The organism is Spiroplasma endosymbiont of Clivina fossor (genome assembly GCF_964031115.1).
Classification (GTDB): Bacteria; Bacillota_I; Bacilli_A; order Mycoplasmatales; family Nriv7; genus Nriv7.
Genome location: NZ_OZ035006.1, coordinates 351,046 through 367,810, shown reverse-complemented (window position 1 = coordinate 367,810; position 16,765 = coordinate 351,046). Strand labels below are relative to the sequence as shown.

The 16,765-nt window shown below is 26.4% G+C and carries 24 protein-coding genes; 20 read left to right on the top strand and 4 right to left on the bottom strand.

Going from position 1 to position 16,765, the window contains the following annotated elements; all coding sequences use genetic code 4:
- Positions 1 to 19: 19 nt before the first annotated feature.
- From AAHM82_RS02420 to ychF, 3 genes are all read right to left on the bottom strand, one after another.
- On the bottom strand, positions 20 to 1,243 hold the full coding sequence (locus tag AAHM82_RS02420; RefSeq protein WP_342264432.1) for an HD domain-containing protein: 1,224 nt from the start codon (positions 1,241 to 1,243) through the stop codon (positions 20 to 22).
- A 1-nt stretch (position 1,244) separates the two neighbouring features.
- A complete protein-coding gene (gltX, locus tag AAHM82_RS02415) occupies positions 1,245 to 2,702 on the bottom strand; it encodes a glutamate--tRNA ligase (protein WP_342264431.1) in 1,458 nt (485 codons plus the stop codon).
- 429 nt (positions 2,703 to 3,131) lie between these two features.
- Positions 3,132 to 4,232, bottom strand: a complete 1,101-nt coding sequence (gene ychF / locus AAHM82_RS02410; protein ID WP_342264430.1) for a redox-regulated ATPase YchF — start codon at positions 4,230 to 4,232, stop codon at positions 3,132 to 3,134.
- A 556-nt stretch (positions 4,233 to 4,788) separates the two neighbouring features.
- Here ychF and AAHM82_RS02405 point away from each other — a divergent pair.
- Positions 4,789 to 5,618, top strand: a protein-coding gene (locus AAHM82_RS02405) for an IS5 family transposase (protein WP_342263339.1) whose coding sequence is annotated in 2 segments (ribosomal slippage) — positions 4,789 to 5,185 and positions 5,185 to 5,618 — 831 coding nt in all. Because the reading frame shifts where the segments join, the coding sequence is not laid out codon by codon here.
- A gap of 144 nt (positions 5,619 to 5,762) precedes the next feature.
- On the opposite strand, the gene AAHM82_RS02400 is transcribed toward AAHM82_RS02405, so the two are convergent.
- A complete protein-coding gene (locus AAHM82_RS02400) occupies positions 5,763 to 6,488 on the bottom strand; it encodes a transposase (RefSeq protein ID WP_342264102.1) in 726 nt (241 codons plus the stop codon).
- 54 nt (positions 6,489 to 6,542) lie between these two features.
- On the opposite strand from AAHM82_RS02400, the gene AAHM82_RS12790 reads away from it, so the two are divergent.
- The 19 genes from AAHM82_RS12790 (at position 6,543) to AAHM82_RS02310 (ending at position 16,669) form a co-directional block, all read left to right on the top strand.
- Complete coding sequence (locus tag AAHM82_RS12790) at positions 6,543 to 6,983, top strand: transposase family protein (protein ID WP_342263396.1); 441 nt, start codon at positions 6,543 to 6,545, stop codon at positions 6,981 to 6,983.
- The gene (locus AAHM82_RS12785; protein WP_342264845.1) at positions 6,980 to 7,372 is read left to right on the top strand and encodes a transposase family protein; all 393 of its coding nucleotides are present in this window, start codon (positions 6,980 to 6,982) and stop codon (positions 7,370 to 7,372) included. Before AAHM82_RS12790 ends, AAHM82_RS12785 begins: the two co-directional genes overlap by 4 nt.
- 220 nt (positions 7,373 to 7,592) lie before the next feature.
- Positions 7,593 to 7,973 carry a hypothetical protein gene (locus AAHM82_RS02390; RefSeq protein WP_342264429.1) on the top strand — a complete coding sequence of 127 codons (381 nt, stop codon included), beginning with the start codon at positions 7,593 to 7,595 and terminating at the stop codon, positions 7,971 to 7,973.
- 25 nt (positions 7,974 to 7,998) lie between these two features.
- Positions 7,999 to 8,223: a hypothetical protein gene (locus tag AAHM82_RS02385; RefSeq protein WP_342223644.1), complete on the top strand. Its 225-nt coding sequence runs from the start codon at positions 7,999 to 8,001 to the stop codon at positions 8,221 to 8,223.
- A 3-nt stretch (positions 8,224 to 8,226) separates the two neighbouring features.
- On the top strand, positions 8,227 to 8,472 hold the full coding sequence (locus AAHM82_RS02380) for a hypothetical protein (RefSeq protein ID WP_342263335.1): 246 nt from the start codon (positions 8,227 to 8,229) through the stop codon (positions 8,470 to 8,472).
- 256 nt (positions 8,473 to 8,728) lie between these two features.
- Positions 8,729 to 8,992, top strand: coding sequence for a hypothetical protein (locus AAHM82_RS02375; protein ID WP_342264428.1), 264 nt, complete (start codon positions 8,729 to 8,731; stop codon positions 8,990 to 8,992).
- Positions 8,970 to 9,335 carry a hypothetical protein gene (locus AAHM82_RS02370; RefSeq protein ID WP_342263928.1) on the top strand — a complete coding sequence of 122 codons (366 nt, stop codon included), beginning with the start codon at positions 8,970 to 8,972 and terminating at the stop codon, positions 9,333 to 9,335. The genes AAHM82_RS02375 and AAHM82_RS02370 overlap by 23 nt, the downstream gene beginning before the upstream one ends.
- A gap of 83 nt (positions 9,336 to 9,418) precedes the next feature.
- Complete coding sequence (locus AAHM82_RS02365) at positions 9,419 to 9,925, top strand: hypothetical protein (protein ID WP_342264427.1); 507 nt, start codon at positions 9,419 to 9,421, stop codon at positions 9,923 to 9,925.
- 2 nt (positions 9,926 to 9,927) lie between these two features.
- Positions 9,928 to 10,518, top strand: coding sequence for a hypothetical protein (locus tag AAHM82_RS02360; protein ID WP_342264426.1), 591 nt, complete (start codon positions 9,928 to 9,930; stop codon positions 10,516 to 10,518).
- Complete coding sequence (locus tag AAHM82_RS02355) at positions 10,511 to 10,783, top strand: hypothetical protein (RefSeq protein ID WP_342264425.1); 273 nt, start codon at positions 10,511 to 10,513, stop codon at positions 10,781 to 10,783. The genes AAHM82_RS02360 and AAHM82_RS02355 overlap by 8 nt, the downstream gene beginning before the upstream one ends.
- A gap of 59 nt (positions 10,784 to 10,842) precedes the next feature.
- Positions 10,843 to 11,223 (top strand): hypothetical protein, encoded by a 381-nt coding sequence (locus tag AAHM82_RS02350; RefSeq protein ID WP_342264424.1) that lies wholly within the window; start codon positions 10,843 to 10,845, stop codon positions 11,221 to 11,223.
- A gap of 45 nt (positions 11,224 to 11,268) precedes the next feature.
- Entirely contained in the window at positions 11,269 to 11,661 is a 393-nt protein-coding gene (locus AAHM82_RS02345) for a transposase family protein (RefSeq protein WP_342263426.1), read from the top strand.
- 2 nt (positions 11,662 to 11,663) lie between these two features.
- Positions 11,664 to 12,086: a transposase family protein gene (locus tag AAHM82_RS02340; protein ID WP_342264877.1), complete on the top strand. Its 423-nt coding sequence runs from the start codon at positions 11,664 to 11,666 to the stop codon at positions 12,084 to 12,086.
- A gap of 184 nt (positions 12,087 to 12,270) precedes the next feature.
- Positions 12,271 to 13,398, top strand: coding sequence for a hypothetical protein (locus AAHM82_RS02335; RefSeq protein WP_342264423.1), 1,128 nt, complete (start codon positions 12,271 to 12,273; stop codon positions 13,396 to 13,398).
- A 3-nt stretch (positions 13,399 to 13,401) separates the two neighbouring features.
- Positions 13,402 to 14,751 (top strand): hypothetical protein, encoded by a 1,350-nt coding sequence (locus tag AAHM82_RS02330; protein WP_342264422.1) that lies wholly within the window; start codon positions 13,402 to 13,404, stop codon positions 14,749 to 14,751.
- A gap of 18 nt (positions 14,752 to 14,769) precedes the next feature.
- Positions 14,770 to 15,042 carry a hypothetical protein gene (locus tag AAHM82_RS02325; RefSeq protein ID WP_342262364.1) on the top strand — a complete coding sequence of 91 codons (273 nt, stop codon included), beginning with the start codon at positions 14,770 to 14,772 and terminating at the stop codon, positions 15,040 to 15,042.
- Positions 15,035 to 15,175: a hypothetical protein gene (locus tag AAHM82_RS02320; RefSeq protein ID WP_342262365.1), complete on the top strand. Its 141-nt coding sequence runs from the start codon at positions 15,035 to 15,037 to the stop codon at positions 15,173 to 15,175. Before AAHM82_RS02325 ends, AAHM82_RS02320 begins: the two co-directional genes overlap by 8 nt.
- Positions 15,175 to 16,437 (top strand): hypothetical protein, encoded by a 1,263-nt coding sequence (locus AAHM82_RS02315; protein WP_342264421.1) that lies wholly within the window; start codon positions 15,175 to 15,177, stop codon positions 16,435 to 16,437. Before AAHM82_RS02320 ends, AAHM82_RS02315 begins: the two co-directional genes overlap by 1 nt.
- Positions 16,418 to 16,669 (top strand): hypothetical protein, encoded by a 252-nt coding sequence (locus AAHM82_RS02310; protein WP_342264420.1) that lies wholly within the window; start codon positions 16,418 to 16,420, stop codon positions 16,667 to 16,669. The genes AAHM82_RS02315 and AAHM82_RS02310 overlap by 20 nt, the downstream gene beginning before the upstream one ends.
- Positions 16,670 to 16,765 lie beyond the last annotated feature (96 nt).

Genomic DNA, 16,765 nt, shown 5'->3' with positions numbered 1-16,765 from the left:
ATATTATCTCCTTCTAAATCTATGTTTGTACTAAAACTTCTTTTGGTAATAATACATATTGTTGTTTTTCCACTTGTTTACTACTTTGTTCATTAGTATTAATCAATTTAGATTTTTTTTCTAAATTAAATACTACATCATTTTTATTAACTAATTTAATTGGTTGTTCCATTAAATCTTGCTGATATAATGTTGGCTGATTAAATTCTTCAATAATTAAATAATAATCTAAATCATAATTTCCTGCAACTAACAATTTTTGATAATTTTTTAAATCATTAGCATTGACATTAGGAATTAATTTAAAAAATCTTCGATTAACAATGCGGTCTGTTAAATCTTGCAAAATATTATCTTCTTCTTTAACTAACAAACTAAAAAGACTCATTAAACTATAATCATCAAGTTGTAAATAATGACTTACATTTAATTTTTCTGAATTATTTTCTTGTAATAAAGGTGCAACTAAAGCAATATCAGTTTTAAACTTAAAATTTTTTGTAAATAAATATTTTAAGCGTTTAAAAATATTTACTAATAAATAATCAAAACAAATGCCAACTTTATGATTATAAATTTGCCAATACATATGATAACGACCTAACAAATAATTTTCAATGGCAAATAATGCTTTTTCATCATAAACAATTTCATTATTAATAATTCGTAAATTTTTCATAATTCAATCAATATCAAAATTTCCATATTCAACACCTGTATGATAAGAATCTCTTAACAAATAATCCATCCGATCACAATCAAGTTGGGAACTTACTAATGATAAAAGAATTTTATTAGGATGGGTTTTAGCAATAATTTGACAAACAGCTTGCACATCAATATTAAATGCTTTTAAAACTTGATTAATTTGTGATTGCTCATTTTGAATAATAGCAATTGTTCATTGTTCATGATTAATTGGCGAAACTTTTTCAAAACTATGAGAAAAAGGACCATGCCCTAAATCATGTAATAAACCAGCAATTTTTGTTAAAGTTTTTTCTTCATTAGATACATTATCAAAACTAGAATTTCTAAAAATTTTATCAATTAAATAATAAACTCCTAATGAATGACTAAAGCGATTATGAACAGCACTGGGAAAAACAAATTGTCCACCACCTAATTGCAAAATTCTTCTTAAGCGTTGAAACTCTTTACTATTAATTAAAGCAATAATAACTGATTCTTGAACATTAATATTACCATAAATACTATCACGAACCATTCATTGACGCATCATCTTACCCCACCCTATTAAATATTTCTAATATTTCATTAATATTATTCATTACTTTTTTTTGACCTAAAAGTTTAATTGTTTTTACTAATTGTGGTCCTACCATTCGTTTTGAACTAGCAATTCTAATTGGCATCAATAAGTCTTTACCTTTAAGATTTTGTTCTTTTTTAATTGTAGTAATAATGCCATTAATACTATCATCATCTCATTGCTTTAAATTTTGAATTAATTGCTTAAAATTATTAATAACTAATAAAACATCATTAGTTTTTAAATATTCAATAACTTCCGTAGCCACAATATCATCTTCAATAAACATAGCAACTAAACCACTTATTTGTTGGCCATAAATTAATTCTTGTTGGTACAAAGCAACTACTTCCTGTCATCAAACTAACGGATATGCTTTTATTTCATAAACTTTACATAAAAATGGCAAACATAATTCTCAGTAAGCAATGGCATCTAATTTTTGAATATACTTATTATTAATTCAATTGAGTTTGTTAACATCAAACAAACTACTAGATTTACTAAAACGATTTTCATCAAAAATAGCAATCAATTGCGATATTGAATAAATTTCTTGGGTATCTGGTGGTGATCAACCTAATAAAACAAAAAAATTAAATAACGCTGCTGGTAAATATCCTAATTCACGATATTGACTAATAAATTGTACAATTGTTCCATCGCGTTTTGACAATTTTTTCCGATTTTCATTAACAATTAATGGTAAATGACCAAAAATTGGTGGTGTTCAATTAAAAGCTTCATAGACTACTAATTGCTTTGGAGTATTAGATAAATGCTCCTCACCTCGTAAAACATGACTAATTTTCATTAAATAATCATCAATAACAACAGCAAAATTATAAGTCGCCACGCCATTTGATTTAATAATAACAAAATCACTAATATCTTTACTAGCAAATATTACTTCTTTTCGTACCAAATCATTAAGAATATAAGATTTATTTTCTGGGATTCGGATTCTAATACTTGGTTTAATTCCTAAAACTTCTTTTGCTTTAATATCACTAATAGAAAGACTCCAACATTTACCATCATAACTTGGCGCTATTCCTTGCTCAATTTGCTTTTGCTTCACTTGGGTTAATTGTTCTGCTGAACAATAACAATAATATGCTAAATTATTAGTAACAAGCTCATTAGCATATTTAATATAAATTTGTAAGCGCTCAGTCTGTTGATATGGACCAAAATTACCTAATGTATCAATAGTTTCATCAATAACAATATTTAATCATCGTAAATTATCTAATTGGGACTCAATACCACCACTAACATTTCGTTCTAAATCAGTATCTTCAATTCGCACAATAAATGTTCCATTATAATGTTTAGCAAATAGATAATTAAAAATTGCTGTTCTGGCACCACCAATATGTAAATATCCTGTGGGACTAGGTGCATAGCGGAATCGTATTTTCTTCATCCATTATCTCCATTTCTTTTAATATACAAAAAAATAAATTAGTTTTTAACTACTAATTTATTTTACACTATAATAATTACTTTAATATACATAAAAATGTCAATGGTCGCGTTTAGTTTTCTTAGGTATTTTTTAAAAAAGAAAAAATAATCATTTACTATAAATTATTTCAATATTCAAATTAAGTATATATTTCTTATGTATGATTTTTGTTCTAAAAAATTATTTTAATGTTGTTTTTATAAGCATTTTACTTAGTTTTTATAATCTTTTATTAAGATTATGTTTGTTAATATTAAATATTTTGTTTTATTACTTATTTTTCAAATAAAACGATAATTAAATTGTAGTTACTTTTCTTTCAAAATTAATCAAATATTTTTCCACCTAACAAAACTTTACGCGTCCATGTTCAATAACTTAAAGACTTTAAACATTAAAACGGAAATAACAAATATCACCATCAGAAACTAAATAATTTTTCCCTTCAAATCGCAACTTTCCTGACAATTTAAGGGCATTCTCACTACCATATTTAACTAAATCAGCATAACTATAAACTTCTAATTTAATAAAACCACGAGAAATATCAGTATGAATAATACTAGCACATTCAACAGCTTCCATACCACTTTTAAATGTTCAAGCACGAACTTCTTTCTTACCAGCTGTAAAAAATGTTGATAAACCTAATGTGCGATATGTTTTTGAAATCATTTGATCTAAGCCTGATGTTTCTAAACTTAATGATTTTAAAAACTCTTCTTTATCATTATCTTCTAACGATGAAATTTCTAATTCTGTTTTTGCACAAATAACAATAACTTGTGATTTCTCAGCAATAGCATAATCCTTAACTTTTTCAACTCACTTATTAGTTTTATCCACTAAATCTTTTTCACTAATATTTGCAATATACAAAATTGGTTTACTAGTTAAAAAACTATAATGTTTAATCAAATTAACTTCTTCAACTGTTAATTCTAAACGCCGAATCGGTCTACCATCAAATAACGCTTCTTTAATTTTCTTTAGTAAATTAATTTCTTTCAGTAAAACTGGATTTTTATCATTTTTAACAAGTTTTTCTAATTTTTGTAATATTTTAATAACGATATCATAATCTGCTAAAATTAATTCTAAATTAATAATTTCGATATCTCTAATCGGATCAATCGTAGTTTCAACATGATTAACATTACTATCATCAAAACAACGCACAACTTCACAAATCGCATCAACTTCACGAATATGACCTAAAAACTTATTACCTAAACCATGGCCTAATGATGCTCCTTTAACAAGTCCCGCAATATCTGTAAATTCAAAATTATTAGCAATAACTTTCTCAGGCTGAAAAATTTCTTCCAACTTATTAAGTCTACTATCGGGTACTTTAACAATACCAACATTAGGATTAATTGTTGTAAAAGGATAATTTGCAGCTTCAACTTTAGAATTGGTAATGGCATTAAATAATGTTGATTTTCCAACATTAGGTAATCCAACAATTCCTGCTTTTAAAGACATAATTTCTTTATTCCTCTTTCATATTTAATATTTAATTAATAAAAATAAATAAAATGCTAATAGCATAAAATATTAATTTCCTAAAACAAATATTTATCTATTAATTATACCAATAATCTTAATAAAACCTAAATTTTTCTTCTAATTTTAAAGTATGTAAGGTAACACAGACATTTTAGACCAGTAAGAATGTTCCTCTTAACAATAATTTTTTAAAGGAGGTAGGTATTTTAATTAATAAAATTAAACTAACTTTATTAATTTATTAACTTGTTCGAACAAAAACTAAATTCTATTTAAAAAGTTGTGTTGTAAATATGAGAACACTTTTTAGGTGTGCCAAAAAATGCTTTTTGGTAATTTCGGGCATTTCTCGTACCTAGTTAACTAACATAACTTAGTTAAAACATAAGAGAGATAACATAGATTTCTTAGATGGTTAACTATGTTAGCTAACTAGGAAATTGCATATAAGGAAGGATATATATTAGACTTCTTGCAAAATTAATTTAAAATATAATTGAATTGTTGTTTTTAATAAAAAGGTGGAATTTAAATGAAATTTAAAAAAAATAATCAAATAAGTGATAAAAATTTTTTAAGATTAACTGGTATTAAACATACTACTTTTAATAAAATGCTAGAAATTTTAAAAATAGAAGAATTAAAAAAGAGATTTCGTCGCGGAAGAACCAATAAATTATCATTAGAAAATCGTATTTTAATGACTTTAGAATATTGAAGAGAATATAGAACTTATTTTCATATTGCAAAAAGTTATGATATTAGTGAAAGTAGTTGTTATAGAAATATCAAATGAATTGAAGACACTTTAATAAAACACCCTAATTTTCAACAACTTACTGGTCAAAAATCACTATTAAAAGATTATTTCAAAGATAAGACTGTTATAATTGATGTAACTGAAAGCCAAATCCAACGTCCAAAAAAAGACAAAAACAGCACTACTCAGGAAAAAAGAAAAAACACACAATAAAAACACAAGTTATAATTGAAAAAGATAGTAAAAAAATTATTAGTTCTGATTTTTCTTATGGTAAAAACCATGACTTTAAAATTTTAAAAGATTCAAAAATTAAATTTTTACCAGAAACAACTGTTTTAGTGGATTTAGGTTATCAAGGCATACAAAAAATTAATCATAATGTTTTAATTCCTAAAAGAAAATCAAAGAAAAACCCTTTAAATAAAGAAGAAAAGCAAAATAATGAGCGAATTTCAAAAATGAGAATTGTTATTGAAAATGTTTTTGCTATACTTAAAAAATTTAAAATTATTAGTGAAAAATATCGAAATCGTAGAAAAAGATTTGCTTTAAGATTTAATTTAATAGCTTCAATTTATAATTTACAACTATTAGTTTAAATATATTTGATAATTTAAAATTTCAGTCTTTTTTTATTGTAAATAATAATTTTTATTATGTTTTAATGACAAAATATTTGTAAAAATAATCTAAAAATTATTTTAATAACACTTTTATATTTATTTTAAATTTAAAAATTATAATTATCATATTAATTTTGCAAGAAGTCTATTAAAATATAATACCGCTGTTTGGTGGTTTGGAGTTAAACCCTTATGTTGGTATTTTCATTTTCAGAGATTTAAATAATTTTGAATATTAGTAAAACTTAAACCATGATAATGAATTAAGGCTTCTTTAAGACTAGATTGTAATTTACTGATTTTATTTAGGTTACGATAACTAGCTTCAGGATTAATTGTTGTTTTAGTTACACATAAAGTAGAATTTGTTTGTTTTGCTACTAAAAAATATAATTTTTGCATATCAGAAGTAATAATTGAATTTTCGTTAATTAATTCTTTGTTCATATTTTCAATAACTCATTGTTTTTGTAAACGTTTGGTGTTTGTGGATTTAACATAAATATTGTTATTATTATCAATTGCCATTTGAATACAGCATTTAGTATTAGTTGCGAATGGGTCAAGGTGAATTCTTCGTGGATCAGTTTTATATTTGAAATTTTCTTTATGGATTTCTTTAATAAATGTTTCATCGATTTGGATTTTACCAGATAATTTTTTAAATTTTAATTGGGTATTTTCTAATTGTTTTGATTTCATTAATTTTTGACGATTATATCAAGCAGTTTTTAATGTAGTTTTAATAAAACGAGAAATTGTTTTACTAGATTGTCCCAGCAATGAAATTTGAATCAATAAATTTCATTGTTCATAATTTAAATGACTTCAATAGACTTCTTGCAAAATTAATTTAAAATATAATTGAATTGTTGTTTTTAATAAAAAGGTGGAATTTAAATGAAATTTAAAAAAAATAATCAAATAAGTGATAAAAATTTTTTAAGATTAACTGGTATTAAACATACTACTTTTAATAAAATGCTAGAAATTTTAAAAATAGAAGAATTAAAAAAGAGATTTCGTCGCGGAAGAACCAATAAATTATCATTAGAAAATCGTATTTTAATGACTTTAGAATATTGAAGAGAATATAGAACTTATTTTCATATTGCAAAAAGTTATGATATTAGTGAAAGTAGTTGTTATAGAAATATCAAATGAATTGAAGACACTTTAATAAAACACCCTAATTTTCAACAACTTACTGGTCAAAAATCACTATTAAAAGATTATTTCAAAGATAAGACTGTTATAATTGATGTAACTGAAAGCCAAATCCAACGCCCAAAAAAAGACAAAAACAGCACTACTCAGGAAAAAAGAAAAAACACACAATAAAAACACAAGTTATAATTGAAAAAGATAGTAAAAAAATTATTAGTTCTGATTTTTCTTATGGTAAAAACCATGACTTTAAAATTTTAAAAGATTCAAAAATTAAATTTTTACCAGAAACAACTGTTTTAGTGGATTTAGGTTATCAAGGCATACAAAAAATTAATCATAATGTTTTAATTCCTAAAAGAAAATCAAAGAAAAACCCTTTAAATAAAGAAGAAAAGCAAAATAATGAGCGAATTTCAAAAATGAGAATTGTTATTGAAAATGTTTTTGCTATACTTAAAAAATTTAAAATTATTAGTGAAAAATATCGAAATCGTAGAAAAAGATTTGCTTTAAGATTTAATTTAATAGCTTCAATTTATAATTTACAACTATTAGTTTAAATATATTTGATAATTTAAAATTTCAGTCTTTTTTTATTGTAAATAATAATTTTTATTATGTTTTAATGACAAAATATTTGTAAAAATAATCTAAAAATTATTTTAATAACACTTTTATATTTATTTTAAATTTAAAAATTATAATTATCATATTAATTTTGCAAGAAGTCTATTATCTTTTTACAAAAACTAAAAAATTATTGATATCAGGAGTTAATAAATGATGACTAACTTAAAAAATTTATTTTTGAATAAAAAATATATTGTTGCTGAAACAACAAATGCGATTTTACTATCAATTCCCAATAGTGGTGGTGGTTCTTGAGTTCCTAGAAAACTAGTATACCCATCAATTAAATATGCAAATCAGATGGTGATCGGTATTTTTACAGAAAATGATTATGAAGTTATTAAGTATGATGCCAACGGTGCACAGAAAATTACAACCATTAAGGGGCAAGAAATTATTAATTTGTATGAAGAAGTTAAAATTAAAAATCGACAAAAATTTTTAGAAAATATTAAAAAATCTGAAGCTGATAAAGATATTAATTTTAATTATATTATTCCCGAATGACTAAAAGAAACTGATTTAAATTAGTTATTAAATCTTGAACAAGTACGAAATGGCTAAAAAATATTGTTATGTTATATATTCTTGCGAAACCAATGAGTTAGTCGGTGTTTATGATAGTGTTGCCGAAATTGTAGAACGCTATTATGGACTTTCGCGTAATAATCCTAATTTTAAAAGAAAAGTACACTCATTAGAAACTGTAATTTATTACAAGAAAAAAGCCATTCGTCCGCGGAAATGAATTATTTATAAAGAAATAATTGAGGAAGATTAATTAATGGAAAACAAACATTTTTATTGACTTAAAGCGTTACGCCAAAAATATTCTTATAAAGAAATAATTACAGCGTTAAAAGCAATTAATTGTCAATTAAAAGAAAAATCATTACAATGTGAGTTTAAAAGAATAGAAAATTATTGTAAGCGAAAAACTAAAAAAACTTATGATTATCAAAATTGCTGTGTGCCACAAGAAAAATGTACTCATTTTCTTTGCTGACAACACATAAGAAGAAAAATATAATATGTCTAAATCTTTATTGAGGCGTGGTTCACCTCTTCCGATTACTCAACGAAAAAATGTAGTTGTCATAAGGTAAGTATTTAGTTTATGAATTATATAATTGGTATTGACCGGTTCTACTGGTATTGTTCTTTGGAATTTTGAAAATTCATGCATTGAATTTAACGAAACAATAATTTCTGAAAGCGTTGAACAAGCAATTTTTAAAATTAAAAAATTATTTGATAATTTTAAAAGAATAGAAAATTTTAAGCCATTGTTTATTATTGAAAATTTTTTCTTAACTAAAGGTAGAACGATTACCAATCCTTTAGCAACCTCAGAACTTATTGGAGCAATAAGCAGTCTTTTAAGGTTTAAATATCATTGGCACTTTCTTAGACAAGAGCCTTCTAAAAAGAAAGGATTTTTTTACAAAGGAAACTTAAAACTTACCAAACACGAGCACGATGCGTGAAAGCATATTCAATACTTTTTGGGTAATGAGGTAAAACAAAATGTTAAAAGCACTAAAAACTAAAAAAGAAAATGAAGTAATTGACTATGTTAATTTTGTAAATTTGACAGTTATTTTAAAAGATATTCCCAAAATCACAGAATTTAAGCAAAAAATAGCTATTAGTAGTGTTGTTGTTAAAGTTGTTAATGTTCAAGTTAGTTGAGCGGGTCTTAATTACACAACGCTCTCTATTTATGAAGAAAAGTTGCAAAAAGAATTCTTAAAATTAAAAGAACACGATATTATTTTAATTGAGGGAAAATTACACAATCGTTATTATCCAAATAAGACCACCCACAAAACATTTTTTAGCATTGAGGTTGAAAAATTTAAAAAAATTGGAAAAAAAAGAAAAAATAAATAGCTAAAAACTCAATAATTAGAAAAACTCATTAGATAATTAGAATATCAAATGAGTTTTTTATTTGAAAAAGGAGTACACACCAAATGAAAATTAGAGATAAAAAAATCGTCTTTATTGGTGAAGACGGACAACCCGAAAAAAATGCTGATGGAACTTTTAAGGTGAAAAATTTATATCGTGGCTTCACTGAGCAAAATGACTATACTGCTAATTTTCAGGAAAAAGCAAAAAATCTGTTACAAAGAGAAACGGATGCACTAAAAAAACTTGCCGACAAAGAAAAAGAATATTTAACTTTTAAAAAAGAACAAGAAATTAATAAATTAATTCAAGATGCTAATATTGATAATCAATTTATTAATTTTGTGAAAAACTCAATTAATTTTGAAAATGATATTGAAGTAATTAAAAATGATATTAATAATTTTGTGGCCACGATGCCAAAAATTAAACACACATTAGACACGGGAGGCGTTCCAAATAAGGCTGACGATAAAAATACTAACCCTTCTAACTCAGAAGAAATAATTTTTTCATCAGATGCTTTAACCCCTCAGGAGTTAATGTTTAAAAGAAAGGAAGATAAATAATAATGGCGTTTTTTATTAATGTTGACCAATTAAGAACATTGGTTTCAAGCAAATGAAGACCCGAATTTCCACGAACAGGAAGTTTAATTCACCAACTTTTTGCAAATGAAATATCTTTTACCGAATTTGAATATGGTGAGAAAGTAGTTATTCCACTTGCAACGGACGGAGTTATTAATAGAACATGAGACCCAAATACTGGTTCCAAATCTAACAATGCAAAGAGAAAAAAAATAGAAGCTACTTTGGACAAGGTAATTGATATTCAAGAACGCATAGGGCGTTTAGAGAGTAAAGCAGTAGGCCCCAAATTCATTGAAAGTAAGATTATTCGTCTTCGCCAACAAATGGCTGAAATTTATGACAAATACGATGCTGAACAATTAGTGGCTGGTGGTACAGCAATTGCAACCGCAAAACCGATTACTAAAATCACAATTCTTGAAGAAATGGCAAAAATGCGAATTGCTGTTGTCAATTCTGAAAATGAGTGGACAAGTGGCTTCTTGCTCGCGACGGCTGATGTAGTGACCGAGGCTACTTTATGCGAAATTGGTAACCGCTTCTCCTGATGGCGTGCTCGGTATGGTTAACGGAGTTGTCGGTGTTGTTAATGGTTGTATAACTATTGAAGTGCCTAAATCTCGCTTGCCCGAGAATGTTAATATGATATGAGTTAATACTTTGGGATATGCGACATTTACAGGTATTGATTTGCCTATGGATGTAGGTATGTATACAGACGAAAAATATATGGGACAAGTTTATATTGCTGAACGAGAATTTTTTACTGGTAAAGTTGCTGTAGCCAAAATGGTTCATTATCACAAAACAACACCAGACCCAGGTGGAGACTAAGGTGAAAAAGATGATTAAAAAGGAAATTAGGCTATAGCTTAGGTAGCCTTTTTTAGATTATGCCCATTGGAACTAATATAACTGCTTTGCAGTTGAGAGTTATTAAAACTACGCGGTTGCCTCAAAAACAAGAAAATGATTTTTTACTGGAATTATTAAAATTTGTTGGTGTGCAAGTCATTGGTATTTTATTAGCAAAATTTACTGCGGGTCTGTCGCTAAAATTTTCTCTAAGTGCTGGATTATCAAATTTAACATCCCAATTAATTGCTTCAAGTGTGCGTGTTGTAACTGATTTTACAATTAATCAAGTCTATGATATTTATAAAGAACAAAGTAATACAATAAGCACTTTACTTAATTTAACGCCAGCTATTGGTGAAATTAGTAAGATATCAAGAGCTTATAAAACAACAAAAGACTTGGTACATAACCTTTAATTTTATCTACTATTTTGATAATATTATTTCCTAGGTGAAGTACAAATGTTAGATAAATACAAAGACGAAAACGAATTTTATAGTTTAATAGGCATAAAATATAAAACTTTCATGAAAATGGTAGAAATTTTAAAAGAAGGTGAAGCTAAACAAAAACAAATTGGTGGTAGACCAAATAAATTATCAATAGAGCAAAGATTACTTATGACTTTAGAATACTGAAAAGAATATAGTACATATCGTATTATTGCAAAAAAATATAATATTAGTCATGTTAGTTGTATTCGTAATATCTTTTGAGTTGAAAATACTCTAATAAAAAATAGTCACTTTCATATACCTGGCAAAAAGATATTATTAGAAAATAAGGGTACTACTAATAATTTATTAGCAATTGATGCTACAGAAATTCCAATTGAAAGAATTAAAAAAAACTAAAATTATTATTTTCTGGTAAGAAAAGGCAACATTCATTAAAATCGCAAATAATTATTGATTTATTTAACAATAAAATTATTTCAGTAGATTTTTGTTATGGCAGTACTCATGATTATAAGTTATTTTTAAAATCAAATACACTTATAAATCCAAAATTAGAATTAATTGCCGATTCAGGATATCAAGGTTTGCAAAATGTTCATAAAAATACATTATTGCCAATTAAAAAGAGTAAAAATAATCCTTTAAATCCAGATAAAAAGGAATATAATAGCTTTTTAAGTAAAGTTAGAATTGTCATTGAACATGTTTTTGCTAGATTAAAAAGATTTAAAATACTAGTTTATCGTTATCGCAATAAGATTAGAAGATTTGGATTACGATTTAACTTAATTTCAGGAATATATAATTTTGAATTAAGCTAGTTATAGTTATGTACCAAGTCTAAAGTTTTTTAATCTAGCGAAAGAAAATAAAATTATTAATCACTTAGGAATAACAACGGCTAATAATTTAGAGCAGGTTATTTCGCAGGTTCATAATAAAAAAATTATTCTTGACAAATATAAAACTTGATTTGACTATACTAAAAAACCAACTAAAGAAACCATGCTTAATCATTTAGGATTTTTGGCACGAAAACAATTTGTTAAGAATTATAAAAGTTCAAATGTAACAACATTAGGTCAACTTTTGGAAATGGAAACATTACTAAGAAAAATTAATCCTAATCTTGTAACTAAAACAAGGATATTTAAAGAAAAATGAGGTAATCAATTTTTAAATCGTTACGGAACAAACATTAATGAAATTTCAAAAATGCCAACAGAAAATTGATTTAATTTAATTACCCAGATGCAAAAATCAGGAATTCGTCAAGGTACATTATTGTCACTAAATACTTTACGAGCAGAAAATGTTTTTCGTTCTCAATTTCTTAAAAGATTTAATAAAATTATGGAAAAATCAAAAAAATTACAAAAATTGTCGCCAGCATATCAAATTCAAAAAGGTTTAAATAAAGTGTTTGAACCTGTAAGAAAAACGATTAAAGAGATAGAATTAAAGACTAAAACCAAAATTCAAGAATATACAAATTTTAAGAACATTATTTCAAGAGTGCAAAAGAAAATAATTACCGATGGTACTTTATTGCCATTAATATCTGATGTCTTTTTTGCAGTCAAAGTTAAACCAACAGGAATACTAACAGATATTGCGATTACAATTTACTACCAAAATCCTGAATATCGACCAATAGGACCAATAATTACTACTCCCTTAAAATTACAACAGTTAATAACTGCATCTAGTCCTTTTAAATTTTATATGTATGAAAGTGGTTGATCAATTGGTTGGGGTAAAACTAAAGGTAACATATTATCTTTAATGCCATTTTTACCAGCAAATGTTCAAGAATTTTACATCAATAGCATAAAGTTATATCGAGTTTTAACTCCGCTTTTAAAAATAACTTATGACCGTTATAAAGAAGGAAATTTATTTAAAGTTAAAGAAAATTTAAATCAAGTTTTTAATAAAGACAACTATGTTAATTGAGCCGTTGATAGCGTTTTGGGCAAGGGAATTGTTTGACGAAATGTTAAAAACCGCATTGTTAGGCCACTTGTTAAAAACAAAAATATTAATTTTAAAATTAATGCTAAAAATATGATCCAAAAACAAATAACTAAAAAAATTACTACTATCAATAAAAAACTAAATCGGAAGTGATAAAAAATGCTCTTAAAAGAACTTTGACCAAATATAACCATTAATGGTTATCATACTATCAAACCACTTACTGGAACCTTAGATGCTATACCATCTAAATATAAAGATTTAAATTTTGCTAATTTTGATGATTGATTTAAAACTTTCGCTTTAAGAGCTCAAAATGATTGCAACATGTATCTTGACTTTATCTTTAATAAGTGAGAATTTACTACTTTTCCTGATGAAATTAAAGAAACCGTTATAGACATGATTTATATTTTGATTGAGCATTGAGTGTTTAACAGAGTTCCAGTTGAATTTTTTGTTGATGCAACAAATAATTTGAATACTTCTAGTACAAGTTATATTGCCTCTACTCTAGCAAATAATACTCAAGATATGATTCCACAAAGAGTTAAAGAATTAGCTAATTTTACAGAATTAAAAAATTTTTTAATTCCTTATAATGATGAAAATACAGTTGATGCCAATATGATTGATTTAGGTTTGTATTACAGTAAATTTGTTGTTGATAAGTTATTAGAAAAAGAAAAAAATGAACGATTAAAAAAACAATTAAAATTTTTTCAAAGTCGCTGTCAGGATTACACATGCCCCCAAAATCCTAATCTTAGAGGGCCTGTAACTAATTTAGTTATTGAGGAATATGCAAGTTCTGATTATGAACATGAAACAGAAACTTTAACGGTATCTTTCCCTAAACAAATTGGCACTTTACCACCAAATGCTTTACAACCTAATCCTCAAGAGGGCGATTATACGCACGCTACAACAGCTGATTTTTCTGCCAAATTACAAAAGCAACTAAATTTGATTTTTCAAAATTTTCAAAATATCCAAAAATCGTTAATTGGAGCGATTGCTTGATTTTCTCAATTAAAAAAATTGGAAGAGGGTTGACTGCCACTTTCAGAAAAGGCATACACCGTCATTCTTGCCAACGGCAGTCAATTGGTGACGCCTAGCCTTCGCGAGGGCGATTTTGTGCGACACAAAAAAGACAATCCTTTAAACGCAGAAAATGACAATGTCGGTCACCACATTCATCCGATTTATGTGGCTCCGAAATTAGACAAACCCAATTCTTCTTTTGTTTTCAAATGAAAAAAAAATTATTTTTTTTCAACAACAGGGTGAAATGTGGGCACAATGCCCCACACGCCGGAAGATTCTGACATTGTTATGCAGTCCTCACTTATTTTGGATGCTTGACCAAAAGAGGTCCCGGAAGAAATTTATTTATTTTTTTCAGCCGAAACAGAAAAAAATGAAACTGATATTTTAGAAACCCGCCCACAAAATACTAGTTTAATAGCTCACATTTATGTGGGCCTAGGGGCTAAAATTAAATAAGAGAGGAGAAAGTATCATATGAATTCAGAAACAGTAGCAAGTATTTTTACAGCAATTATTGGCGGTTTGGGGGGAACGGCTGGCATTACGGGAATAATCTCGGCTTTAAAAACAAAAAAGGAGGCGAAAAAAATGGAGCAAGAAAATAAAGAAGCGTTAAATAAAATTGATACTAAATTAATGATTATAAATAATAAGATTGATATGGTTATTGCTATCAAAAATAATAACGCTAATAAAAACGAGATTAATATTAACAAACCAAAACGAGGAGCTAAAAATAATGGCTAAAAAATTATTTTGATTGAAAATGTTAATTTACTTTTTAAACTTTATTACTCTAGGACTTGTACCTTTGGGGAAATTAATTTCTGAAAAAATTGAAATTTTAAAAAAACAAGTTGAAGAATTGGAAAGTAAATAATGCCATTACGATTTACTAAAAAATGATTTAGTGATAAAGATGATAATGTAGTAGTTAAAAAACGCGAAATTGAAAAATCAATTTTGCGAATGTATGGTTTTGCTCCTTTTGGTCATGAAGATTATTATAAATCGTATGTGTCCGACACTATGGCTAATGCATTAACTCCTAAGAAGTTGGAAATTAATATTAGTCAACAAGATTTATCACCAAAAATAATGGCATGACTTTATAAAAATGATTTTCAAAGTAAAAACTGGATTAATGAGAAACGAGCTAGCGATATTGGTATTTCAGCATTTCTAATTTTTTTAAATCAAGGAATTATGAATTTTCAACCCATACGAGTAGCAGAGCGAGAATATGATGTGTTGGGAAATTTAATTCAATGTACAATTTTTTACGACGACTATAAGAAAAATAATCTTAATTTACGCATGTATGAAACTTACCAATTAGAAAACAGCAAAGTAAAAATTACGCGTGAAATTTATGAACTAAGCACCAAAAAAATTGTTGACAATAATGGCGCTTCCAAATTAGAACAAACAATAATAAAAGTTAATGATTTTGAAAAACAACGCAATAATGAAAAATTAAATATTAACCAAGTTTTAGAAATTAATTACATACCAATTGCAATTTTTTCTAATTTACCAAGTGAGCGTGCTGACATCGCTGGTGTTGAAGATAAATTGAAAGCTTTAGATATTTTTTATGAACAAAGCATTCTAGATGCGATTTTAAACGCCACAAGATTTCTTATTAATACAAATTCACTTGTTGGTAATGTTCAAAAAAATGTAAATAAGATTATTGATGATTTTATTAAAAATCATGTTTTAGTCATGAATTATGATCAAGCACAAAATCCAATACCCTTTTCTACTATTAATGGTCAATTTAGAGGAAAAGAATTAACTTATTTATATGATTGAAATGTGACCGAGATTAATAAACGGATTGGAATGCATGTACCTGCAATTCATAAAGGGGCTCAACAAACTCGTCAAGAAAGTTCTGCGGTTAATATTCAAACTAACAATATGCTCGAGCAAAAATTATTATTACGAGAAGAAGCCCATGCAAACTTTATTTACTTACTACTTAAATTTGACCGCGACTTGAATGGTAACAGTTTTATTTCAAAAGAACTTGAAAAAATGACAATCAAAGTCAATTTGAATGTAACGACCACAATTGGTAAAGAAATTAATAATATTGATATGAAAGGACAAGAAAATGGCGGATTGGAAGACTAAACCAAGTCAAGAAAATGAAACAAAATATCGTGATTATGCAATTGATAATACTCCACTGGACTTTGCAAATTACACCGAACAATCAGACCCTGACTTGCATACAATTTATAACAAAACAAGAAAACGCGAATTATATATTTACCCTTTAAATAACCTGATTAAAAACACAAATAAACCTAATTTATACTCTTTTCTCCCAATGTTGTTAAAATTGGCTTTATTGACCCGTTAGAAGTTAAAAAAACGATTGCTTATGAAGTTAGTGACTTTAATTTAGAATTAGATGCTCGCAATGCTACTAATATTCAAGATAATAGTGTTGAATATA